The sequence below is a fragment of the Streptomyces sp. NPDC058697 genome (assembly GCF_042715345.1).
Taxonomy (GTDB): domain Bacteria; phylum Actinomycetota; class Actinomycetes; order Streptomycetales; family Streptomycetaceae; genus Streptomyces; species Streptomyces liliifuscus.
This window is the reverse complement of the sequence record NZ_JBHXSU010000003.1, coordinates 562,786-585,828: the sequence shown is the minus strand read 5'-3', so window position 1 is coordinate 585,828 and position 23,043 is coordinate 562,786. Positions and strand designations below refer to the sequence as shown.

The 23,043-nt window shown below is 69.5% G+C and carries 20 protein-coding genes; 11 read left to right on the top strand and 9 right to left on the bottom strand.

Going from position 1 to position 23,043, the window contains the following annotated elements; all coding sequences use genetic code 11:
- Positions 1-4: 4 nt before the first annotated feature.
- The 4 genes from ACFWXQ_RS10385 to ACFWXQ_RS10370 all read left to right on the top strand — a co-directional run bounded on the left by ACFWXQ_RS10385 (position 5) and on the right by ACFWXQ_RS10370 (position 5,575).
- On the top strand, positions 5-2,887 hold the full coding sequence (locus ACFWXQ_RS10385) for a glycoside hydrolase family 2 TIM barrel-domain containing protein (protein WP_383939423.1): 2,883 nt from the start codon (positions 5-7) through the stop codon (positions 2,885-2,887).
- An 84-nt stretch (positions 2,888-2,971) separates the two neighbouring features.
- Complete coding sequence (locus ACFWXQ_RS10380) at positions 2,972-3,967, top strand: ATP-binding cassette domain-containing protein (RefSeq protein WP_383939425.1); 996 nt, start codon at positions 2,972-2,974, stop codon at positions 3,965-3,967.
- 2 nt (positions 3,968-3,969) lie between these two features.
- Complete coding sequence (locus tag ACFWXQ_RS10375; RefSeq protein ID WP_200395173.1) at positions 3,970-4,773, top strand: ABC-2 family transporter protein; 804 nt, start codon at positions 3,970-3,972, stop codon at positions 4,771-4,773.
- 1 nt (position 4,774) lies between these two features.
- On the top strand, positions 4,775-5,575 hold the full coding sequence (locus tag ACFWXQ_RS10370) for an ABC transporter permease (RefSeq protein WP_383939428.1): 801 nt from the start codon (positions 4,775-4,777) through the stop codon (positions 5,573-5,575).
- A gap of 140 nt (positions 5,576-5,715) precedes the next feature.
- On the opposite strand, the gene ACFWXQ_RS10365 is transcribed toward ACFWXQ_RS10370, so the two are convergent.
- Positions 5,716-6,102, bottom strand: coding sequence for a peptidase inhibitor family I36 protein (locus tag ACFWXQ_RS10365; RefSeq protein WP_383939430.1), 387 nt, complete (start codon positions 6,100-6,102; stop codon positions 5,716-5,718).
- Between the two features lie 202 nt (positions 6,103-6,304).
- Between ACFWXQ_RS10365 and ACFWXQ_RS10360 the strand changes: the two genes are divergently transcribed.
- Positions 6,305-6,688, top strand: a complete 384-nt coding sequence (locus ACFWXQ_RS10360) for a hypothetical protein (RefSeq protein ID WP_383939433.1) — start codon at positions 6,305-6,307, stop codon at positions 6,686-6,688.
- Positions 6,689-6,694: 6 nt separating this feature from the next.
- On the opposite strand, the gene ACFWXQ_RS10355 is transcribed toward ACFWXQ_RS10360, so the two are convergent.
- A complete protein-coding gene (locus ACFWXQ_RS10355; protein WP_383939436.1) occupies positions 6,695-7,090 on the bottom strand; it encodes a DUF6193 family natural product biosynthesis protein in 396 nt (131 codons plus the stop codon).
- Between the two features lie 104 nt (positions 7,091-7,194).
- On the opposite strand from ACFWXQ_RS10355, the gene ACFWXQ_RS10350 reads away from it, so the two are divergent.
- The gene (locus ACFWXQ_RS10350; protein WP_383939438.1) at positions 7,195-7,410 is read left to right on the top strand and encodes a hypothetical protein; all 216 of its coding nucleotides are present in this window, start codon (positions 7,195-7,197) and stop codon (positions 7,408-7,410) included.
- A gap of 83 nt (positions 7,411-7,493) precedes the next feature.
- On the opposite strand, the gene ACFWXQ_RS10345 is transcribed toward ACFWXQ_RS10350, so the two are convergent.
- Positions 7,494-7,934 carry an ATP-binding protein gene (locus ACFWXQ_RS10345; RefSeq protein ID WP_383939441.1) on the bottom strand — a complete coding sequence of 147 codons (441 nt, stop codon included), beginning with the start codon at positions 7,932-7,934 and terminating at the stop codon, positions 7,494-7,496.
- A gap of 113 nt (positions 7,935-8,047) precedes the next feature.
- Between ACFWXQ_RS10345 and ACFWXQ_RS10340 the strand changes: the two genes are divergently transcribed.
- Entirely contained in the window at positions 8,048-8,875 is an 828-nt protein-coding gene (locus ACFWXQ_RS10340) for a Scr1 family TA system antitoxin-like transcriptional regulator (RefSeq protein WP_383939444.1), read from the top strand.
- On the top strand, positions 8,872-9,069 hold the full coding sequence (locus tag ACFWXQ_RS10335) for a DUF397 domain-containing protein (RefSeq protein WP_383939447.1): 198 nt from the start codon (positions 8,872-8,874) through the stop codon (positions 9,067-9,069). Before ACFWXQ_RS10340 ends, ACFWXQ_RS10335 begins: the two co-directional genes overlap by 4 nt.
- Here the strand turns inward: ACFWXQ_RS10335 and ACFWXQ_RS10330 are convergent.
- A complete protein-coding gene (locus tag ACFWXQ_RS10330; protein ID WP_383939450.1) occupies positions 9,044-9,544 on the bottom strand; it encodes a hypothetical protein in 501 nt (166 codons plus the stop codon). The genes ACFWXQ_RS10335 and ACFWXQ_RS10330 overlap by 26 nt on opposite strands.
- A complete protein-coding gene (locus ACFWXQ_RS10325) occupies positions 9,541-11,256 on the bottom strand; it encodes a PHP domain-containing protein (protein WP_383939453.1) in 1,716 nt (571 codons plus the stop codon). Before ACFWXQ_RS10325 ends, ACFWXQ_RS10330 begins: the two co-directional genes overlap by 4 nt.
- A gap of 265 nt (positions 11,257-11,521) precedes the next feature.
- Here ACFWXQ_RS10325 and ACFWXQ_RS10320 point away from each other — a divergent pair, with 265 nt between their 5' ends.
- Positions 11,522-12,847 (top strand): jacalin-like lectin, encoded by a 1,326-nt coding sequence (locus ACFWXQ_RS10320; RefSeq protein WP_383939456.1) that lies wholly within the window; start codon positions 11,522-11,524, stop codon positions 12,845-12,847.
- Positions 12,848-12,945: 98 nt separating this feature from the next.
- Here ACFWXQ_RS10320 and ACFWXQ_RS10315 read toward each other — a convergent pair whose 3' ends face one another.
- The 4 genes from ACFWXQ_RS10315 to ACFWXQ_RS10300 all read right to left on the bottom strand — a co-directional run bounded on the left by ACFWXQ_RS10315 (position 12,946) and on the right by ACFWXQ_RS10300 (position 21,730).
- Positions 12,946-13,311, bottom strand: coding sequence for a hypothetical protein (locus ACFWXQ_RS10315; protein WP_383939459.1), 366 nt, complete (start codon positions 13,309-13,311; stop codon positions 12,946-12,948).
- A 104-nt stretch (positions 13,312-13,415) separates the two neighbouring features.
- The gene (locus tag ACFWXQ_RS10310; protein ID WP_383939490.1) at positions 13,416-19,634 is read right to left on the bottom strand and encodes a DNRLRE domain-containing protein; all 6,219 of its coding nucleotides are present in this window, start codon (positions 19,632-19,634) and stop codon (positions 13,416-13,418) included.
- Between the two features lie 307 nt (positions 19,635-19,941).
- A complete protein-coding gene (locus ACFWXQ_RS10305) occupies positions 19,942-21,120 on the bottom strand; it encodes a GDSL-type esterase/lipase family protein (protein ID WP_383939493.1) in 1,179 nt (392 codons plus the stop codon).
- A 40-nt stretch (positions 21,121-21,160) separates the two neighbouring features.
- The gene (locus ACFWXQ_RS10300) at positions 21,161-21,730 is read right to left on the bottom strand and encodes a TetR/AcrR family transcriptional regulator (protein WP_383939462.1); all 570 of its coding nucleotides are present in this window, start codon (positions 21,728-21,730) and stop codon (positions 21,161-21,163) included.
- Positions 21,731-21,801: 71 nt separating this feature from the next.
- On the opposite strand from ACFWXQ_RS10300, the gene ACFWXQ_RS10295 reads away from it, so the two are divergent.
- Together ACFWXQ_RS10295 and ACFWXQ_RS10290 are read left to right on the top strand one after the other, a co-directional pair.
- Complete coding sequence (locus ACFWXQ_RS10295) at positions 21,802-22,293, top strand: FBP domain-containing protein (protein ID WP_383939466.1); 492 nt, start codon at positions 21,802-21,804, stop codon at positions 22,291-22,293.
- Positions 22,294-22,396: 103 nt separating this feature from the next.
- On the top strand, positions 22,397-22,975 hold the full coding sequence (locus ACFWXQ_RS10290; RefSeq protein ID WP_383939468.1) for a TetR/AcrR family transcriptional regulator: 579 nt from the start codon (positions 22,397-22,399) through the stop codon (positions 22,973-22,975).
- Positions 22,976-23,043: the final 68 nt, after the last annotated feature.

The window sequence follows — 23,043 nt, the reverse complement described above, 5'->3', positions numbered from 1 at the left end:
AACGATGTCTTTGCGCACCACCCATTCCGTCGGCGCCGACCATGTCGAGGACGTCTCGCCCGGGAGCGGCGCGCTGCCGCCCCGGGCGTGGTACGCCTCCTCGGACGCCGCTTCCCTTTCCCTGAACGGCAGTTGGCGTTTCCGGCTCTCGGCGACTGCTGATGCCGAGGATGAATCGTTCGCCGCCGAGGGATTCGACTCCGGGGGCTGGCCCGAGGTGCGGGTCCCCGGGCACTGGGTCCTCCAGGGTGACGGGGACTTCGGGGCGCCGATCTACACCAACCACCGCTATCCGTTCCCGGTGGATCCGCCGCGGGTGCCGACTCAGAACCCGACCGGCGACCATCTGCGGGTCTTCGACCTGCCGGACGGCTGGCCGGCGGAGGGCGGGGCCGTGCTCCGTTTCGACGGGGTGGAGTCGTGTGCCCGGGCGTGGCTGAACGGGACGGACATCGGTGAGTTCAAGGGGTCCCGGCTGGCGCACGAGTTCGCGGTCGGGCACCTCCTGAAGGAGTCGGGGAACGTACTCGCCGTCCGCGTCCACCAGTGGTCGGCGGGCTCCTACCTGGAGGACCAGGACCAGTGGTGGCTGCCCGGCATCTTCCGTGACGTGACGCTGCTGCACCGGCCGCCGGGCAGCGCGCTCGACTTCTTCGTGCACGCCTCGTACGACCATCTCGAAGGCACCGGGACCCTGCGCGTCGACTCCGACGCCGACGGGCGGGTGACCGTGCCCGAGCTGGACATCGATGTCGCGACCGGTGAGTCCGTGACCGTGCCGGTCCGGCCGTGGACCGCCGAGACACCCCGGCTGTACGACGGGACGCTGGTCACCGAGGGCGAGCGGGTGCCGCTCAGGATCGGTTTCCGTACGGTCGTGCTGGCGGACGGCCTGATCAAGGTGAACGGCACGGCCGTCCTGTTCAAGGGCGTCAACCGGCACGAGTGGCACCCCGAGCACGGCCGCGCCCTCGACCTGGAGACCATGCGCGAGGACGTGCTGCTGATGAAGCGGCACAACATCAACGCCGTGCGCACCTCCCACTATCCGCCGCACCCGGCCTTCCTCGACCTGTGCGACGAGTACGGGCTGTGGGTCATCGACGAGTGCGACCTGGAGACCCACGGCTTCACCGAGCAGGCCTGGCGGGACAATCCGGTGGACGACGACCGCTGGACGCCGGCGCTCCTGGACCGGGCGTCCCGCATGGTCGAGCGCGACAAGAACCACCCGTCGATCGTCATCTGGTCGCTGGGCAACGAGGCGGGCACCGGGCGCGGGCTGACCGCGATGGCCGAGTGGATCCGTGGCCGTGACCGCTCACGGCTCATCCACTACGAAGGCGACTGGAACTGCCGCGACACGGACATGTACTCGCGGATGTACGTGGACCATGCCGAGGTCGAGCGGATCGGCAAGGGCCTGGACGGCGGGCCGCTCAAGCGGCGCCAACTGCCCTTCATCCAGTGCGAGTACGGGCACGCCATGGGCAACGGTCCTGGCGGGCTCGCCGACTACCAGCGGATCTTCGAGGCGCACGACCGCATCCAGGGCGGCTTCATCTGGGAGTGGATCGACCACGGCATCAAGGACGAGCGGTTCGGCTTCGCGTACGGCGGTGACTTCGGGGAGGAACTGCACGACGGGAACTTCGTCTGCGACGGGCTGCTTTTCCCGGACCGCACGGCCTCACCGGGGCTCGTCGAGTACAAGAAGGTGATCGAGCCGGTCCGGATCGAGGGCGGCGGCACGAACAGCACGGTGCGGGTGACGAACGCGTACGACTTCGCCGACCTCTCGCATCTGGAGTTCGAGTTCTCGTACCAGGTGGACGGATTCCCCACAGGTGCGCACTGGCTCACCGTGCCGTCGCTCGCACCAGGGGAGTCGGCCGAGGTCAAGCTGCCCGCGACCGCGCCCGACGGTCAGGGCGAGGAGGTCCAGTGGACGGTCCGCGCGCTGCTCGCCGAGGACACCCCCTGGGCGGGCCGCGGCCACGACGTGGCGTGGGCGCAGCAGACCGTCACGCCGCGTGGGCCCCTTCCGGCGGCCACCGGCGCGCGGCCCGCTGCCGACAGCGACCGGATCACCCTCGGCCCGGCCTCCTTCGACGCCCGCACCGGGGTGCTGCGGACCATCGGCACGACGGACGTCACCGGCCTGCGCCTGGACGTGTGGCGCGCCACCACCGACAACGACGACGGCGCGTCCTGGCAGGACGACGTCCGCAACGGCGTGGAGTGGCGCAGGCTGGGCCTGCACCGCATGCAACACCGGCTGGACGCGGTGGAGTTGACGGACGACGCGCTGACCGTACGGACCCGGGTGGCACCGGCGGCCCGGGAGGTGGGCCTGCGCACCGTGTACCGGTGGACGTCCGACGGGACACGACTGCGCCTGACCGTCTCGGTCACTCCCGAGGGCGACTGGACGGTGCCGCTGCCCAGGCTCGGCATCCGGCTGGGGCTGCCGGCGTCGTTCGGGGAGAACGTGACGTGGTTCGGCAGTGGTGGCGAGGCGTACCCGGACACCGGGGCCGCGGCGAAGACGCTCCTGTGGGACACGAGCGTCGAGGACCTGCAGACACCGTACGTGCGCCCGCAGGAGAACGGCGCCCGTTCCGACGTCCGCTGGGCCGAGGTCGGTGACCTGCGGATCGACGGCGACCCGGAGTTCTGGTTCACCGCACGGCAGTGGACGACCGAGCAGTTGGACGCGGCCCGGCACCTGACCGACCTCACGCCGGGCGACACCGTGTGGGTCAACCTCGACCACGGTCAGCAGGGCATCGGCTCGCAGTCGTGCGGTCCCGGCGTGCTGCCGCAGTACCGGCTGCGGGTTCAACCGGCTGAATTCTCCTTTGTGTTCTCAACGGTCGACGACTGACACTGTTACCGGTCACATGGCCGTCCGGCTCCCCAGCCGGACGGCCGTGTTCGTGTGCCCGCCGCTCCCCCGGAGGTTCCTCGCGTGATCGGTTCCATCGAGGTCCGTGGCCTGTCCCGGACCTTCCACACCACCGTGCGCCGCCCCGGTTTCATGGGCGCCGTCAGGTCTCTTGTCAATCCGGAGCGGGTCGCCAAGGACGCCGTCTCCGACATCACCTTCGACGTCGCCCCCGGTGAACTCCTCGCCCTGCTCGGGCCGAACGGCGCGGGCAAGTCCACCACCATCAAGATGCTCACCGGCATCCTCACCCCCACCTCCGGCGAGGCACGGGTCGCGGGCGTGGTCCCGTACCAGGAGCGCGAGCGCAACGCGCGCAACATCGGGGCCGTGTTCGGGCAGCGCACCCAGCTGTGGTGGGACCTGCCGGTGCGGGAGTCCTTCGCGATCCTGCGCGACATCTACGACGTTCCCGAGGCCGAACACCGCACGAGACTGCGGGAGTTCGACGAGCTGCTCGACCTGTCCTCGTTCTGGGACACCCGGGTGCGGCATCTCTCGCTCGGCCAGCGTGTGCGTTCCGACCTGGCCGCGGCGCTGCTGCACGATCCGCGGGTGGTGTTCCTGGACGAGCCCACCATCGGCATGGACGTGGTGGTCAAGGAACAGGTCCGCGAGTTCCTCCGGTACCAGGTGGAGCAGCGCGGGCGGACGGTGCTGCTCACCACGCACGACATGACGGAGGTCGAGCGGCTCGCCGAGCGGGTCGTCCTGATCAACCACGGGCGGCTCGTCCTGGACGGCACGCTGGACGAGATCCGGCGGAAGTTCGGCTCGACCTGGCAGGTGCGGGTGACGCTCGCCGACCCGCACACGCCCGTCGAGGCGTTGCCCGGAATGGTGCTGGTGCGCCGCGAAGGCCCGCAGGTGGTGTTCGGACCCGACGGGCCCACGGCTCCGGCGATGCACCAGGCGCTGAAGCAGGTCATCGAGCGGTACGAGGTGACCGACATCGCGCTGGACGAGGCCGACCTGGAGGACGTGATGCGTGCCGCGTACGTCCAGGCGGGGGTCGAGTGACCATGGCCGTCCTCCAGGGCTGGCGGGCCGCCCGTGTCACCCCGCTCGGCGAACTCCACACCCCGCCGCGGATGACCGCCGCACTGCTCCGGCTCACCGTGCAGGTGGTACTGGTCGCCTCGCTGTGGCACGGCCTGTACGCGGCCACGGGCACGACCGCCGGCCTGACCAAGGACCAGGCGGTCACGTATGCCGTGCTGGCCGTACTGGCCACCCGGATAAGGGAGTTGGACCAGTACGCGGGCCGGGACACCGTGCTCCAGCACATGCACTTCGGCACGATCATCTACTGGTACCTGCGCCCGCTCCCGCCCCAGCGCTACTACGCCCTGCGGGCGCTCGGCGAGCAGTTGTACGGGCTGGTGTGGGTGCTCGCCGGATACGTGATCTGTCTGGCCGCCGGGGTCGTGGAGCCGCCCAAGTCGGCCGCTGTCGCAGGGGTGTTCGCGGTCAGCGCGTTCCTGGGGCAGTGGGTCCTCTACTACGTGATGCTCGCCATCGACCAGCTCTGCTTCTGGACGCTCCGCAACGGCGCGGCGATGCTGATCCTGATCTTCGCGCAGAACCTGCTGTCCGGGGTGTACGCGCCGCTGTGGTTCTTCCCGGACTGGTTCATCACCATGAGCGGCTTCCTGCCCTTCCAGGCGACGCTGAGCGTGCCGCTGTCGCTGTACGTCGGCCGCATCGAACTGTCCGACGCGGGCCCGCAGTTGGCCGTACAGGCCGCCTGGGTGGTGGCCCTCGCCCTGCTCACCCGGCTGCTGTGGCGGCGGGCCGCCCGGCGCGTGATATCGCAGGGAGGCTGACATGCCGGCCAAGGCTCTTCGCGTCGTCTGGCGCATCACCCGGCTCAACTTCCGTGCCCAGCTGGAGTATCGCTCCGAGTTCCTGATGATGATCGCGATCGGTGCGGTCTGGCAGGTGTCGGTGATCGTGTTCGCGACCGTGCTGCTCACCCGGTTCAGCGGGATGGGCGGCTGGGACAGCTCGGACGTGCTGCTGATCCCGGCGACCCGGATGCTGGCGCACGGGTTGTTCGTGCTGTTCCTGGGGCGCGTGCACGGTCTGGCGCGGCACATCCAGGAGGGGGTGATCGACACGTATCTGGTCCGCCCGATGCCCGTCTACCGCCAGCTCCAGCTGTCCTTCTTCCCGACCAACGCGATCGGTGACCTGACCGTGGCGGCGGGGCTGATGGCGGGCGCCCTGAGCCGTAGCGACCTGGACTGGACGGCGACCCGGATCACGTATCTCGTCGTCTGCGTACTCGGCGGAATGCTTCTGGAGGCGGCCATGTTCACGGCGGTCGCCTGCGCCTCGCTGCGCTTCCCGGCCGCCGACTACTGGGGGCGCTGGCTGGAGGAGCTGCTGGGCACCTTCGGCAGCTATCCGCTGAACGTACTGCCCAAGGCGGTCGGCGGCTTCCTCACGTTCGGCCTGCCGCTGGCGTTCGTCGCGTACTTCCCGGCCGCGGTACTGACCGGGCACGACACCGCCGTCCCGTACTGGCTGGCGGCCATGTCACCTCTGCTCGGCGCCGCGGCCTATCTGGGGTCGCGGCTGCTGTGGAGGTGGAGCCTGCGGCACTACACGGGTGTGAACGGATGACGGCGCGTGCCTCGGTTTCCTGCCGTGGGCCCGCCGTGGGCGACGCCGCCCCTGGCGGCCCTGACACAGGCACCCCCGTGACCTGTGCAGAGGGCCGCTCAGGGCCGCGTCACCCGGGCGGTCGGCGGTGAGCGGTCAGCTCAGCATTCGGGGCCCCACTCCGCGCTGTGCAGGGTGACGGGGCCCAGGAAGATGTCGACGTTGGGGTCGTTCGGGTAGTGCAGGCACCCCTGGAAGTTGCCGCCCGACTGGGCGGTGAGGTTGAACCGGATGTGGTCCGCGCCCGGGAAGCGCACGCCGTTGTTGAGGATGTACATCCCGTGCTCCGAGTGCAGGTTGTACAGGTTCCCCTGCGACTTCCACGTCGGCGCGCCCCATGCCACGTCGTTGTTCCAGACGCAGACGTATCCCCTGGGGCAGTCCGCGGGTGCGGCCGACGCCGGTGGCGCCGAGGCCACGCCCATGCCCGCCGTCATCAGCAGTGCCGCTACGCCGACGCCGGCCTTCTTGCGAAACCGTGCCTTCAAAGTTTCCTCCGTGTCAGTCACTGCCGGACGGCTGTTGCCGGCCGGCCGCTTCTTCCCGGTGGCCAAGCATTGCTCCTGTTCCAAGGCGCCGGTCCCTGACAGATGTCAGGGACCGGGGCCTCCCCCGCCTGCCTACAGTGCGGGGCGACGAGTACGGGAACCCTCCCGCGGGCCGACCCGCCAGGGCATCGAAAGGAACGTCATGCGCAAGATGACCGCGGCACTCGCCGCCGCCGGAGCATTCGCCCTCATGGTCACCACCGCCCAGAGCGCCGCGGCCGACGGGCACGGCCGCGGCTGGTACGGCGTGTGGGCGGACGGGGTCAACGTCCGCGACATCAACGAGGGCAACTGCGCCACCTCACCGAGCACCTCCAACTGCCCCAGCGTCATCGGCCAGATCAACTCGTGGGACGAGGTGCTGGTGTACTGCCAGATCCCGGGCCAGACGGTCGGCGGCAACCCGTACTGGGTGATGGTCGCGCCGCGGGGCTGGGACAAGTACGGGATCATTTCCAGCTACTACGTCGAGAACAACAGCAACTGGATCGACGGCGTGCCCGGCCCGAACGGCTGCGCGATCTAGGGTCCGTCATGCCCTCTCGTGGGCGGCCAGTTCCTCCGCGCTGCCGATGAAGGCCGGACCGCAGTGTGGCGGCAGTCGCTCGACGACCATCGCCACGGCGGCCCGCGCGCTGTCCGTCTCGGCGATCCGCGGGCTGCTCCGGCTCGGCCCCTCGACGTAGTACCGGCCGTCTCCCAGAGTGCCGATGTAGGGGATGTCCCAGGTGGGACGGCCCTCCGTGCACCTGCTGAAATGCAGTTCCCACATACCGGTCCACGGGTAGAGCCGACGCAGCCGCGGCTCGGCATGCGCGACCCGCACCATCTCGGTGAACGGTCCCAGGAGCGGTGCGCCCTCCGGCCGGGAGGACTCACCGGCGGTGGCCAGGATCTTGCACCAGGCTGCTTCGACGATGTCGGTCATACCGCGATTGTGCGGGTCGGGCGGGCTCGACCAACGGGTTGATTGCGGCCGGCTCCCCGGGTTCCATTGAGAGCTGTCGGAACCACTCCGGGAAGAGGTCCTCGGTGACTACCATTTCCTCCATTGCCGGCGAGATCTCCCGTGCCTTCGACATGGACCCCGACGAGGCCCTGGCCTTCGCGATCACCTGTGCCGGATACAAGGGAATCGAGACGGGCACTCAGGAGAGCGGACAGGCGCAGCTCGTCGAGATCGACGAGGACACGGCTCAGGAGATCTGGGAGGACGCCGCCGTGGCCACCGAATTCTGGACCGAGTGACCAACACCGAGCAGTTCGCCACAGCCGCCCACTTCTACCGGTCTGCCTGCCGGCACCGCGCACATTTCCAGCCGGCTGCCCCGTCACCGGCCCGGCACCCGGACCTCCGCCCACACCACCTTGTACGTCCCGCCCAGGCACAGGTCCGTACCCCACTTCTCGGCCAGCGCGGCCACGATCAGCAGCCCGCGCCCGCCCTCCTCAGACGGCTCCTGGAGCACCGGCCGCCGCTCGGTCCGCCCGTCGGCCACCTCCACGCGTACGACGTCCGCCTCGTCCCGCAGCACCAGCCGTACGCGGAAGTCGCGGCCCCTGACCCGCCCGTGCCGCACCGCGTTCGCCGCCAGCTCGGCCACGACCAGCGTCACGGACTCGCTCGCCTCGCTGTCGTAGGCGAACCCCCACACGTCCATCCGGTTCGCGACCAGCCGCCGCGCGAGCCTGGCCCCTCGCGGGGTGCAGCTGAAGAGCTGCGTGAACGTACGTACGGTGTCGGGCACTTGGACCCGGATGTCTCCTTGCATGGGTCAACGGTCCCGGGGCGAGGGGCCGTCGACCAGCTTCGCCACTCGTACGCCGCGTACCGTACGAGTTCACGTTATGGACAGTACGCGTGACGTTCCGTGACCATGTCGGAATGACCAACAGCACGACGAACGAGCCCGAGCCGTCGGACAGTTTGAAGACGTTCGGGCTGGTCCACAAGGCTTTCCGCAAGCGGGCGGGTCTGACGCAGGAGGAGTTCGCACCGCTGGTGCGCTACCAGCCGTCGACGGTGGCGTCGATCGAGCAGGGGCGGCGGTTACCTCCGCGGGTGTATGTGGAGCGGGCGGAGGAGGTGTTGGACGCGTTCGGTGTGCTGCGGGCCGCTGCGAAGTACGCCACGCGGGAGCCTGGCTTGGCTTCCTGGTTCCGCAAATGGGCGGACCTTGAGGAGCAGGCGATCAGCCTCTACACGTTCGAGAACCGGCTCGTGCCGGGCCTTCTCCAGACGGAGGCGTACGCACGCACCTTGTTCAACGCGCGGTTGCCGGTGCTGACCGATGCGCAGATCGAGGCCCAGCTCGCCGCCCGCGCGGATCGTCAGCGCCTGTTGACCGAGATGCCCAACACGGCGTTCAACTTCATCGTCGAGGAGCACATCGTCAAGCGCGGGACAGGGGGTACGAATGTCACGCGCGAGCTGATCGATCACCTCCTGGCGGTAACGGAACTGCGCAACGTGGAACTGCAGTTGATGCCGCTGACGCGCGGTGTCCACGCGGGCCTCAACGGACCCATCCGGTTGCTGGAGACTCCGGAGAACGAATGGTTCGGCTACTGCGAGGGACAAGAAAGCGGCCAGCTCGTCGCCAGTCCGAAAACGATCAGTGTCCTCCACATGCGCTATGCGAAACTGCGTTCACAGGCTCTCACCCCGGACGATTCCCGGAGCCTGCTGGAGCGGACGCGAGGAGCACTATGAGCACCACGGAGCTGGCCTGGTTCAAGAGCAGCTACAGCGGCGACGACTCAGGCGACTGCGTCGAGATCGCCGCCTCCCCCGCCGCCATCCACGTTCGCGACTCCAAGAACACCCGCGGACCCCAGCTCAACCTCTCCCCCACCGCCTGGGGCGACTTCGTCGCGCTCGTCAGTGGTCCGCGCAGCACGGTGTAGGGTCCGGGACCTCGAACGGGACCAGCACCCCTCCTACCGCCGGCATGAGGGTCAGGACGAGTTCGCCGTCCTGCCACTGCGGGCGGACGTGATCCCTCGTCACCACCCTCTGGTCCGGCGGGGGTTCATCCGCCGAGCCCAAAACCGTGACGCGGTCGATCGCGGAGCCGGACAGCAGTTCCGCGACCGTCACCGTGCCGGTCAGAGCGGCCGACCCGGGGTAGACGACGGCCCGGCCCACCTCGTCGGGTGCGCCGGTCGTCACCTCGTACCCCTTGGCCGTGAGCCCGCGGGCGGCCTCGGGGGACGCCGTCGTGAACGACAGCACCACCCTCGGCCGGTCTCCGCGGACCAGGTGGGTACAGCCGAACCCGCCCTCGGGGAGGGCGAGTTCGGCTGCCAGGGCCAGCAGCAGGTGGTCGGCCGCACGCAGATCGCGTACGTCGGTGTCGACCGTGATGACGTGCTGGTTCACGCGGGCAGGACCCACACGGGGTTCGAGTAGAACCACAGGTCGTTCCACGGGTCGGCGTCGCCGACGACGTCGATCGCGGGGCCCGCGGGGTCGACGGCCGCGCCCCGCGAGCCGACGGCGGACCGCTTGCCGTCGGAGCCGCGCAGGCGGACGTAGAGCGGGCGGTCGACGCGGCCGAGGGAGTACGTGATCCGGGCCGTGCCGGTGGACTTGTCGACCTCGTACGACTTGACGACCTTGGCGGTCGGCGCGGTGAAGGTGTCCTTGTCGGCGACGGGACCGGTGACGTCACCCTGGATGACGTCCACGCGGGCCAACTTCGGGGTGAAGCCCGCCCAGTTGGGGCCGTCGGCAAGAGCGATGTCCACGGTCAGGGTGACGTTGGTGCCCTTCTTGACGTGCAGCGCGCCGCCGAGGGTGGCCCAGCGGCTGCCGCCGGAGAGGCGGACGTCGAGGCCGCTGATGAGCTGGCCGTGGTCGACCCAGACACGGCCGGCGCGTATGCCGTCCATGACGGCGGCGTACGAGAAGTCCTCGGAGCCGACGTGGGTGCGGCTGTACTGGCCGGGCCAGTAGTCGCCCTGCGTGATGTCGATCTTGCCGGCGTAGACCGGGTCGTCGTAACGGCCGTTGGTGTTGAAGTCGCCGCCGCCGCGGCCGGCGGTGTCCGCGTAGACCTGGTGCGAGTCGGAGTTGGCGCTGATCCACCAGGCCTTGCCCTCGGCGAGCAGGCTGTCCCACAGGCCGCCGACGGTGGCGGTCATCCAGTCGAAGCCGCCCCAGGTGCGGTAGCTCTCCGGCGGGTAGCCGGCGAAGGAGTCGACGCTCGGGTTGTTGTCGTAGATGCCCCGGGCGCGGCCCATGCCGAGCGGCGCGGGGATACCGGCGGCCTGGTGGCCGGGCGCGCCCTCGAAGCCGACGGCGATCTGGTGGCTCGCGGGCGTCGCGTCGCGCCAGGCGCGGATCTCGTGCGGGGAGTCGACACCGCGGCGCGCCGGGTGGTTGGCGAGCATCAGCGCGTCCTTGACCTTGCGCCGCTTCACCTGCTCGCCGAGGAAGGCGAGACCCGCGACGGCGAGGGCCTCGTTGGCGGGCGAGGAGCCGGAGGCGTTCTTGACGCTGCCGTCGTAGTCGGTCTCGAACTGCTTGAGGACGGAGACCTCGTTCTTGCCGGGGTGCACGAAGACCGTGCCGTGCTCGGCGCCCGGGATGTTCCACTCCAGGCCCTGGAAGACGAGGGTGTCCTCGTAGGCGTCTCGGGCCGCCTTGATGTCCGGGTTGACCTTGTCCACACCGATCTTGGCGTGCGTGGTGCTGCCGTGGTCGGTGATGACCAGCCAGTCCATGCCGTGCTTGGCGCCCTGGCGGACCTGGTCGACGACGCGGTACTTGCCGTCGCTGCTGTACTGCGTGTGGATGTGGTGGTCACCGGCCAGCCACAGGAAGCCCTTCTTTCTCCGGCCTCCGGACGCCGGCTGGGCGGCGGCGGCCGTCCCGCTCGTCGCACCGCCGAGGACTCCGGCGGTCGCCAGACCCGCGCCGAGCAGACCCGCGCGGCGCAGCATGGAGCGGCGCGAGCGCTGGTCGGGCGTCAGGGCCTCGTCGGGTACGGCGGTGTCGAAGGCGGCCGGAAGGCTCGTAGCGCCCTCGTGAGCGTGGTCGTGATCGTGGTGGTGGTGATGCCCGTGTCCGTGTCCGTGACTGTGCCCCATGTCGGCCTCCTGTGCCCGGCGCCGCCGGTGCGGACGCGCGTATGGAGACTCGATGCGAAACATGAACTTTGGTCAACGCCATGGTGATCGCAGGGCGACACCGACACGGCAGGTCGCCTCGTCTCCCACTGTTCCCCCAACTGCCCTTGTCCGTCACACTGGTTGACCTTGAACCTGAGCAACATTCAGGTTCCGAACATTCAGGTTCCCCCGATCGTCCCCCCGATCCTCCCCGCTGTTTCCTCCGACTGGAGACACCCCCACCATGAGAAGACTCATCGGCTCCCTGATGGCCGGCGCGCTGGCCCTCGCCGGGCTCACCGCCGTCGCCTCGACGCCCGCCGCGGCCGCCGCTCCCTCCTCCGGCACCTTCAACGTCCTCACGTACAACGTCGCAGGCCTCCCGGAGGGGCTGAGCTCCGGGAATCCGGCGGTGAACACCCCGCTGATCTCCCCGCGGCTCGGTGCGTACGACATCGTGAACGTGCAGGAGGACTTCAACTACCACGCGGCGCTGTACGCGGGTGACAACCACCCGTACCGCACGGCGACCAGTGGCGGTGTGCCCTTCGGCGACGGGCTCAACACCCTCTCGGACTACGCGTTCGACGACTTCGAGCGGGTGCGGTGGAACGACTGCACCGGCACCAACTGCCTTACGCCCAAGGGATTTTCGCTCGCACGGGTCCGCTTGGCGGAAGGCGTCTTCGTCGACCTCTACAACGTGCACACGAACGCGGACTCCACGGACGACGCCCTCGCCGCCCGCCGCAAGAACGTCGAGCAGCTCTCGGCCTTCATCACGGCCAACTCCTCGGGCAATGCGGTGATCGTCATGGGCGACACCAACACCCGCTACACCCGCGCGGGCGACAACATCCGCCTGCTGTCGACCGCCAACGGGCTCACCGACGCGTGGGTCCAGCTGGTGCGCGGCGGCAACGCCCCGGCCCAGGGCAGCGACGCGATCGTCTGCCCGACCACCGCGCCCACGAACGCCTGCGAGGTCGTGGACAAGGTCCTCTACCGGGACAGCGAACTGGTGGACCTCTCCGCCACCCGCTACAACAACGACTGGGCGAAGTTCCTGGACTCGGCGGGCGGCAACCTCTCCGACCACTTCCCGCACGCGGTCGACTTCTCGTGGACGCTGCCCGCCGACCTCCGGGCGAGCGACACGTTCGGCGGCCCGCACGGCACGGCCTTCAACGACGCGGACGACCTCCCGGCCACGCCCTCGCCCCGCACGCTGACGCTGCGCGGCGGCTCCCGTCTGGACGCGGTGTCGCTCACGCTCGACGGCGGTACGTCCCTGACGCACGGCGGCACGGGCGGTACGGCCGCTTCGCTGACCCTGGCCGCCGGTGAGCACCTCACCTCGGTCAAGCTCACCCGGGGCCAGAAGGACGGCCGCACCCGGGTCTTCTCGGCCGCCTTCACCACCGACAAGTCCCGTACGGTGACGGCCGGTTCGGCCACCTCCGACGCGGTGACGTACACGGCTCCGGCCGGCTGGCAGATCGTCGGCTTCACGGGCCGCTCGGGCACTGAGATCGACAAGCTGGGTGTGGTGTACGCGCCGATCGGCTGATCCCGTCGACGCCGACCCGACACCGACACCGACAAACCTCCGCCCGGACAGGTGCTGTACGGCCTGTCCGGGCGGCTGTGTGTGCGGGGGTGGCCGGTTCAGATCCTCCAGCCCAGCAGGGGGATGCGCACTCCGGTGAGCAGGCCCAGGAACATCACCAGGGAGAGGGCCAGGGCCACGGCGAGGCGTACGACGATGACGTTGTCCAGGGCCGTGCGCAGACCGGGCGGGGCGACCCGGCCGAGGAGCCAGGTGACCGGGACCGAGCAGGCGAAGAGCAGGGCGAGCAGCTCGATCTGGTCGTCGCCGGCGGGCTGGACCGGGGCGCTGGGATCGAGGTCGTAGCCCTCCGCGTACATCGCGAAGGCGAGGATCTTCCAGCACAGGGCACAGAAGAGCGTGGCGGCGGCTTCGACGGGGACGAGACGCGCCCGGAGCCCTTCCGGGAGGTGTGACAGCAGCATGGTCGCTTTCGGGGACGTGGGGAATGTGAGGGGTGGCGGTGACGGCGGGGCCGACCGGGCATTCCGGTCGGCCCCGCCTTTGGATCAGTTGAGCGGTGGGTGGATCACACCCAGTTCTTGCCCTTTGCGTTGGACTTCAGTTTGTGGTTCTTCACGGCCTTCTTGCAACGGGTGCAGGCGGCCTTCTTCGCTCCGCCGTACGTCCAGGCCGTGATCTGGCCACCGATCTTCCTTCCGACGGTGTTGTTGTATTTGTCGGCCTTGGAATCGCGCTTGGCGGCGGCGGAACTGCCCGCGGCCTTTTCGTGGGCCCAGCCGAGGGACTTGGCCAAATTCGATCCCACGGCCCAGGTGAGCAGGGCCTGCCAGATGCAATGCCGGTACGCGTTCTGCTTCGGGCCGTTCTTGTAGGCGCGCTTCGCCTCTTTGAGTGCCCAGTGGGTGACGTAGATCATGTCCGCGCACCACAGGATGAAGAGCGCGCAGATAGCGGCTTCGGGAAGCAGACCGCCGATGGCGTAATTGCCGCTCAGATCGTAGCAGTTGACCGGATCACCCGAGCAGTACTCGTACGCGTTGGCATTACCGCCCGGAACCGGGTCGCGCGAGAGGAATCTGCCGGATTCCGCGTTGTAGAGGCGCGATCCCATGAGGGTGATTCCGGAAGGTGTTTCCGCGGACCGCTGTTCGGCACCGAGCCAGCCGTAACGGGACGGTTCCTGGCCGTCGCGCGGAATTCCGTATTCGTCCGCGTCGAAGGCCGTGGGAGCGACACTGGTGTCGAGCGGCAACTGAAGCGCGATGTCGCCGTGCACCGAGCTGAGTTGCAGCACGGTCGAGCCGCTCTTGGCGGTGGTGGCCGCGAAGTCGCCCGATGCCGAGGAGACGTTCCGGCTCAGGGCGCCGCTCGCCGTGTCCTCCACGATCCAGCGGGGGTTGTCGGTGTCGTTGCCGTAGTGGTTGAGCTTGGAGTCGGTCTGCGTCCAGGTGCTTCCGCTGCCCGTCTCGGACGTCCAGCTCCTGAAGCGCAGCGACGAGTCGAGCTGCCACGTCTGGCGCTTGCCGCCCGAAGTGAGCGTGCGGACAAGGTCGTTGGTGTAGTACTCGGCCGTGGTGCCCGGCAGGGCGGTGGTGCGGCCGAGGGCGTCGTAGGTGTAGCCGGAGTCGGTGATCCGGTCCGCACTGTCGTAGGTGTGGCTCTGGGTGGTTCCTCCGGTGCTGGGGCAGGCCGCGCCGGCGTCCGAGGCCGCGGTGGTCAGGGACTTGCGGTTGCTGCGCTCGTCGAAGACGTAGGTCCGGCGGGTGCACGCCTGGCCGATGGTGTCGTCGACCGTGGACAGGCGTCCGACCTTGTCGTACCGGTACGTCTGGCCGGACCAGCCGGAGTGGCGGGTGGCCTGGCCGTGCACGGACTCGCTGACGGTGTCCCCGTAGACGGGGGTGCCGTCACTGGTCCGCGTGTACGACCGTGCCGTCACCGCGCCGGTGGTGTCCTCGGTGATGTCCAGCGTGTAGCCGCCGGGCAGCTTCTCCGAGTCGACCGAGCCGTCCGCGTCGTAGGTCGCCGAGAACGTACCCGCGACCGAGTCGGTCGTACCGGTGGCCAGGCCGCGGGGTTCCGCGGTGTGGTCGTAGGTGTACGTGACGGTGGAGGGTGCGGTGTCGGAGACCTTGACCTGGCGGTCGAGGAGGTCGTACTCCGTGGTGGTCTTCCCGCCGTCGGCGTCCGTGTAGGACGTCTGGCGGCCCAGCTTGTCGTACTCCTTGGTGATCGTGCCCGCCGTGGACGACGTGGTCGTGGCGATCTGGCCGTTGGCCGCGTCGTACGTGGTGGTGATCTCCGGGATCGCCGTGCCGACGGTGCCCGTGACGACGGCCTTGGTCTTGCGGCCTGCCGCGTCGTAGGTCGTCGTGGTGGTGCGGGACGCGCCGTTCCCGGTCTCGACGACCTTGGCGGGGTTGCCCCAGTAGTCGTACTCGGTGGTGCTGTCGGGCACCCGGGCGGGCTGGGTGCCGCCACCGGTGATGGCCCCGGCGGGACCGGTCCAGCAGACCTGGTCGGCCCATTCGGGACGGCCCTTGCACATGCCGGTGCCGTCCGCGTCCCAGTAGTCGGTGACGGTGCTGGCGGCGTCGTTGCCGGTGCCGCCCGGCGGGACCAGGTCGGTGACCCGGCCCTGGGCGTCGTATCCGGTGGTGGTCTTCAGGTTGAGACCGCCGGAGTCACGGATGGTCAGCTTGGGCAGGCCCTTGGCCCAGTCGTACTGGGTCTCGGTGACCCGCTTCTCCCCCATGACGGAGTAGTAGTCGCGGACCCGGGCGCCCTTGATCTCCATGGTCACCTGGTCCCGGACCGACGCCGTGCCGTCCGTGGGGCGGCCGCCGTCGTACTCGTACACGGACCAGGACCGGGCGGGCACCGAGGTACCGGCCTCGACCAGGACCGTGGATCCGTCCTTGAGGTCCTCGGTCAGGTCGACCCGGCGCAGCGGCCCGAACTCCTCCAGTTCCCGGGTGCCCTTCGCGTCGAACAGCGACACGGAGGAGAGCCACTCGGCGCGCTCGGATGCGGCCCGGTCGATGATGCCGAGATCGGTCAGGGTCGCCTTCTGGGCCGCGGTCGTACCCAGGGCGAGCGCCCGGTTGGCGGGGCTCAGGGTGCGGACCGTGTTGCCGAAGCGGTCGTACTCGGTCATGGAGATGTGCCCGCCGGGTACGGCGGAGTTGATCTCGCGGCCGGAGACACCGAGGTAGTGGATGTCGGCCCGCTTGTACTCGGTCGCGGCGAGGGAGCTGCCGACGTTGGACGTCGGGACGGAGTCCGCGGGGAAGACCGCGGTGGCGTCGGTGGGACCGCTGAGCTGACCCCACGCCTTCACGTCCGAGGCGCCCATCTTGTGGGGCGCCGTGGTGCCGGTGAGCGGCACCCCGTAGACGACGCTGGTGGCGGCCTCACCCTCGGTGACGTCCTTCGTACCCTGCTTCAGCCCCGGCCTGGTGGCCTTCAGGAGCATGCCGTCGCCCGCGGTGGCGGCGGTTCCGGCCTTGCCGTAGGTGAGCGTCCAGGGGAGTTCACCGGGCGAGGTGTACTTGGTGACGCGGCCGGCCGAGTCGTAGGAGTACTCGGTCTTCAGCGACGGGCTGATCTGCGGGTGCCAGGCCTGACGCAGGCGTCCGCTGCCGTCGTACAGGTACATCTGCACGGACTTGGAGGTCGCGGTGGCCGCGCCCGGAGCCGTGGACCACAGCCGGATCTCCTTGACCTGGCCTGTGAAGTCGCCGAAGGCGCTGTCGGTGGCGGTGGTCGAGGTGGCGTACACGAACTGCAGGGAGCGGCAGCCCTTGGTCTCGGGTGCCGTGGTGCAGGTGGCGGCGCTGACCGCGGAGGTCGGCGCGATGATGCGCTGCGGACGCGAGAGGCTGGTGCCGCTCACCGTCTCGGGGACGACCGTGGTGGTGGAGTTCGACAGACCGTCGATGAGCGAGCTGGTCGCCTGCCAGGTCGTCGAGCCCGTGGGCTTGGTGAACTTGGTCGCCGTGCCCTCGGAGTCGGTCAGCGTGAAGCTGTCCGCGACGCTGCCGGCGAGGGTCAGGTCCTCCGCGCCCGGTTCCGCGATCCAGGCGGTCTTGGCGGTGTTCGCGGTGAAGTGGACGGCGTCGCCGTCCTCCAGGACGACGTCGACCGCGGTGTCGGAGATCCTGCGGATGAACGTGTAGTCGGCGTCCGTCTGCCCGAAGGCGGTGCCGGACACCCACTCCTTGCCGAAGATCGCCGCCTGGCCGGCCTGCTGGCCGCCCCGTCCCGGTGTGCGGGACGACGCGGTGCGGGACACGGTCATATTGAAGAACGACGCGTCGGTCGCCGAGAACGTGTAGTCGCCGGTCAGCAGGTTCAGGCTGCCGGGACCGATCTCGGTGGCGGCCGCTCCCTCGGCGGTCCTGTCCACCACGACGGAGAGCGGGGCGGTGCTGGTGGCGGCCGAACTCGGGCCGGTGAAGTCGGCCTTGAGCTGTACGGTGCCGTCCGGGTCGACCGTCTCCGTGGCGTTCCAGACCAGTGCGGCGTTCTTGCCGTTCACCAGCGGTACCGGCCAGGCGGTGAGCGCCGTGCCGCCGGAGGTGACGTGCGCGGCCGGGATCACGGTCCAGTTGTCCGCCTCGGAGCGGCGCCAGGAGAAGGAGACCTTGTCGTACTTGCCGGCCTCGGCCTCGGCGAGCAGCGGCAGCCGGCGTGCGGTGCGCTCACCGTCGGCGGGCTGTACGAAGCCGCCGGCTCCGGCGTGGAAGGTGTACTCGATCGCCTCGGACTTGTTGTCGGCCTTGTCGACGGACCGCACCTGGAGGGTGTGGGTGCCGTTGCGGTTCGGGGTGACGGAGATGTTCTTGGCCGCGGTGGCGCCGTCGGTGGCGACCTTGGTCCAGGTCACGCCGTCGAGCGACCACTCCAGCCAGTTGTGGTCGGTGCCGGGCGGGGTGACGGTGAAGACACCGGCCTGGCCCGCGCCCTTGACCCACTTGTCCGCCGGGTAGTCGGTGGAGGCCACCTTCGTCGGGGCGGAGGGTGCCTTGGTGTCTACGGTGAGGGTCTTCCACGCCGACCAGCCGGTGTTGAAGTGCGTCCCGTCGTACGGCGACGTACGGAACTTGTACGTCTTGCCGTCGGTCAGCACTCCGGCGGGCACGGTCACCTGGGCGGCCTGCCCGGACGGCACGTACTTGGACACCAGGAGTTCACCGGCCTGGGTGTCCGTGGCGCTGTCGAAGATCTGGAAGGTGCCGTTGACCTTGTCGCCGTCGGCGTCGACGAAGGTGTCCCGCAGCGTGGGCGTGGTCGAGTTGACGACGTACGAGCCGCCGTAGGAGAAGAACGGCGGGCCGGCCTCCTGCTTGGTGCCGGTGCGCGGCCGGTAGTTGTAGTTGACGACCAGCTTCGGCGGATTGGCGGCCGCGTTGGCGGAGTTGACCCGCTTCCACTGCGAGACGACGGACTCGTCGGCGGCACGCAGGCCCATGTGGCCGCGGGTGGTCTTCGCGGACGCCCACTCCTGGACGAGGGTGGTCACGTCGGCGTTGATCCAGCCGTCGGGCTGCGAGGTGCAGGCCGTGTTGCCGGTCGTCTCTGTCGAGGTCGCCTTCTTCGCGGTCATCGTCGGCCGGTTCGACCACCTGCTGGAGGTGGACGCGGCCGGGGAGGCCCAGACCTCCCACGGGTACGCCTTGCAGTCGGTGTTGGCCGAGTGGAAGTTCCACAGGCTCAGCTTGGCGTTGGTGACCAGCGCGTCCTGGATCGGCGTGCTGTTCCAGCTGATGAAGGACTGCGCGGTGCGCGGGGTGCCGTCGGCGTTCGTCGTGCCGGGGTTGCCGAGGTCGAGCTCGGTGTCGGTCGAGAGGTCGACCGTCTCGCCCTGCTGCACATACGTGTCGAAGACGTTGCTCAGCGAGGAGGTCGACGGGTCGACCGTGACCGGGTACGTGGTCCTGGGGTCCGCGAGGAACTTGGCGTCCGGGGTCAGGACCAGGTCGACACCGTTCTTGGTGCTGACGACCTTCATGCCGACCTTGGACCGGCGGGTGTGCTCGCCGGAGCGCTTGTCGACGGCGGCGTCCCACATCACCGGAGCGGGCATCACGGCCCGCTTCTTGTTCTTCCTGTCGGTGAAGAGCAGGCTGCCGTCCTTGAGGTGCTTGGCCTTGAGGCCCTTGACCTTCAGCGGCAGCGTGTAGGAGTACCGTTTCTCCGCGGGTCGTTCCCTGACCTCGACGTACTGCTCGAAGCCGGTGCGGGTCGCCTCGACGACCACGTCGCCGCCGGGCACCGCGTTCGTGTAGGTCGCGCGGTTGCCGTCGAGCTTCGGGTCGGGCAGACCGCCCCGCCACTGCAGCCGGACCTGCTGGTCGCCCTCGCCGAGCGTGACCAGGTCACGGGCGGCGGCCTTGCTGTTGTCGGCCAGCGCGGAGAGCTTCGTGCCGCCCTTCTCGCCGAGTTCGAGCCCTCGCGGATGCGCCTTGGGCGCGACCGAGCCGTCGGCGTCCTTCACGAGCGACAGGTCCACATCGCGCCAGTCGCCCTCGTCACGGAAGCGGACGGGACCGGCGGACAGTTCGCTGGTCAGGCTGCCGTCGGGGTTGGCCCAGGTCGTGGAGGTCTCGGTGCGCTCGGACAGGGCCTCGACACGCTTGCCGTTCAGGCGGGCCGCGACGCGCGCGGAGGCGAGGTCGGGGGCCGTGGTGGCGGCGGGCTTCTTCGGCTTCTCGACCGGCGCGACGGGCCCCCGCGGGGCGGCCAGGGCCCCTTCGGCCCCGTATATCGCGGACGTCGACATGACGACCGCCAGGCCGATGGCTATTCGGCGCAGGGTGCGTCTGCCGCTCGGGTGTATCAGCCCAGTACGTCTGGGACCGCCCCCGGATCTGTGGATGTTCACTGTCCTCCCCTATTCGTTGACGCGGATGCGTCAAACAAAGGGGGAACTTAGCGTTGATCTTGGACATTTGAAAAGGAAAGGTGAAGATCCCGAGCGAACTTCGGTTGATCTTTGGCTTGATCCATTGAGTGGTGACCGGAAGTGATCCCTCCCGCCACCGGATCCGCGGGCGGTTGCCCAGGTCAGCCGGTCCTGGTGGACCAGGTCAGCCGGTCCTGGCGGCGAAGGGGCCGCCTTCGCCGAACGCGAGCCGTGCGAAGTTCTCGCCGATGCGGCGGTGGCCCGCGGGGTCGGGGTGGACCGCGTCGGGCAGCGGGAACTCGTCGTGGTCCTTCTCGCCGTAGAGGTCACGGCCGTCGAGGTAGTACAGGTTCGGGTCGTCGGCCGTCCGTTGTTCGACGACCCGGGCGAGTTCGTCGCGGATGACGTTGAGCGTCAGACGCCCGGCGGCGCGTTCGGCGGGATCGCCCGTGGCCCTGAACCGCAGGGTCCCGCCGTCGAGTTCGGGCGCGAGGGGGCCGGGGGTGTCCTCCTGGACCGGGCACAGAATGGGGGACACGACCAGCAGTGGTGCGGTCGGCTGCCCCTCTCGGATGGTGTCCAGGAAGCCGTGGACCGCCGGGGTGAAGGCACGCAGGCGCATCGCGTCGGCGTTGACGACGTTGATGCCGATCTTGAGGCTGATCAGGTCCGCGGGGGTGTCCCGCATCGCACGCGCGGTGAACGGATCGAGCAGCGCGCTGCCGCCGAAGCCCAGGTTGACCAGCTCCACCCCGCCCCGACTCGCGGCCAGGGCCGGCCAAATGGCCGTCGGGTGCGTGGCGTTCGAGCCGTGACTGATGGAACTGCCGTGGTGTAGCCACACCTTGCGGCCGCGGTCCAGCGCCGGCTCGACGGGAGCATCGGTGCGCAGGGCGATCAGCTCGGTGATCTCCGTGTGCGGAAGCCAGATCTCGATGTCCTTGTCACGCGCGGGCAGTTCGGCGAACCGGGCGGTGCCGACGGGCCCCTCGGTCAGTTCGGCGGCCTGCGTGACCATGTCGACGATCGTGCGTACGTTGCCGCCGGCCACCGTGGCCTGGGCGGCGAGGCGGCCGTCGACCAGCAGGTCGTACACACCGTCCGCCGGGGCCGGGAAGCCTCGGTAGACCCGCTTGGTGGGCAGGGTGTCCAGTTCGACGACGGTGGCACGGGTACGGAAGACCAGCCGTACGCCGGAGGGCTGCGCCTCGGCCACGGCGAGTCGGTCGTCGGGGATCTGGCGGCGGGCCCAGGCGGGCAGGCGGTGGGGCAGCAGCCCGTGTGCGGTCGGTTCCAGGTCCAGGAATCCGCGCAGCAAGTCCGCGGTGACGGGTGTGGTGATCCAGTCGTGTTCGGTGTTCATGGCCTCGTTCATTGCTTCGTTCATGGCCTCGTTCATCGCCTCACGTCGTGGTCCAGGTGCGCAGCAGGGTGTCGAGGGAGTCCAGGGTCCAGGCCCAGGATTCCTGCGAGGGGACGGCGGTGTGGCTGAAGCCTCCGGCCATCTCCAGGCTCACGTAGCCGTGGAAGACGCTGCCCAGCATCCGGACCGCATGCGTCTGGTCCGGCTCCGTCAGGTCGTAGCCGCGCAGGATCGCCCGGGTCATCTGCGCGTGCCGCACTCCGGCGCTGGCGGCCGCCGTCTCGGGGTCGAGCCTGAACCGGGCGGCGTCGTAGCGGCCGGGGTGCTCCCGGGCGTAGTCGCGGTAGGCATCGGCGAACGCGATCAGGGCGTCCTTGCCGGCCCGCCCGGCCAGGGCGGCGGCGACCCGGTCGGCCAGCTCCTCCAGCGCGAACAGGGCGATCCGGGTCTTGAGGTCGTGCGAGTTCTTCACGTGCGAGTACAGACTCGCGACCTTGACGTCGAAGCGCCGGGCGAGCTCCGAGACGGTCACCTGGTCGAAGCCCACCTCGTCGGCCAGCTCCGCCCCCGCCCGGGTCAGGCGCTCCGTGGTCAGCCCTACTCGAACCATAACCATCCTCCCTCTTGCCGACAATCATTATGCATTTGCCTAACACCTTTAGGCAAATTAGCCTGGCTCTCATGAAGCCGCTGACCGAGCAAGAGATCCGTACAGCGTTCGTGAACTGCACCAAGGGCGAGTCGAAGCGCCTCTCCGTCCCCCGCGACCTGGCCGAACAGCCCTGGGACGAGCTGGACTTCCTCGGCTGGCGCGACCCCCAGGCCCCCGACCGTGCCTACCTCGCCACCGAGCTGGACGGCCGCCCGGTGGCGCTCGCGCTGCGCGGCGCCGGTGCCGCTTCCTGGCAGACGCGGCGCAGCATGTGCTCGATATGCCTGACCACGCACACCGGGGGCGTCTCGCTGTTGGTCGCCGCGAAGGCGGGCAAGGCCGGGCAGCAGGGCAACTCCGTGGGCGCCTACATGTGCAGCGACCTCGCCTGCCCGCTGTACGTGCGGGGCAGGAAGGACGCGGGCGTCGGCGCGCGGCTCCCCGAGTCGCTCACCCTGGAGGAGAAGATCCAGCGCACCGTCGCGAACCTCGGCGCGTTCATCGCCAAGGTCACCGCGTGAAGCAGCCGGTCGTGGCCTGACCGCCCGGCCACCGGAGGCCGGGATCCGTCGCCTTGCTACCATCTCCAGGTTTTTGGCTTGGACCCCTAGGAGATGGTTGCTGATGGCCCGTGCCGGGATCACGGCCGACCGGCTCGTCGAGGCCGCCGCCGATCTCGCGGACGAGGTCGGCTTCGAGAGCGTCACGCTGTCCGCGCTGGCCCGGCGGTTCGGTGTGAAGGACGCGAGCCTGTACTCGCACGTCAGGAGCCTGCACGACCTGCGCACCCGGGTCGCCCTCCTCGCGGGCGGCGAGATGATCGACCGGATCTCCACGGCGGTGGCCGGGCGCGCGGGCAAGGACGCCCTGGCCGCTTTCGCCGACGCCTACCGGGAGTACGCGCTGGAGCGGCCGGGACGGTACGCGGCCACCCAGATCCGTATCGACCAGACCCTCGTCGCCGCCTCCCCCGCCTTCGCCAGGACCGCCGAGGTCACGTACGGGATGCTCCGCGCGTACGGACTCGACGAACCCGATCTCACCGATGCCGTCCGCCTGTTGAGGAGCACCTTCCACGGCTACTGCGCCCTGGAGGCCTCCGGCGGCTTCGGCGCCCCCCGTGACGTACAGACGTCCTGGAACCGGACGATCGACGCCCTGCACGTGCTGCTGGAGAACTGGCCGAGGACGAGCGCACCATAGCGGCGAACACGCGCCTTTCACCCATGAGTTGCCCTTGAGTTGCCCTACCCCAGGTGCCCCCCTGACCA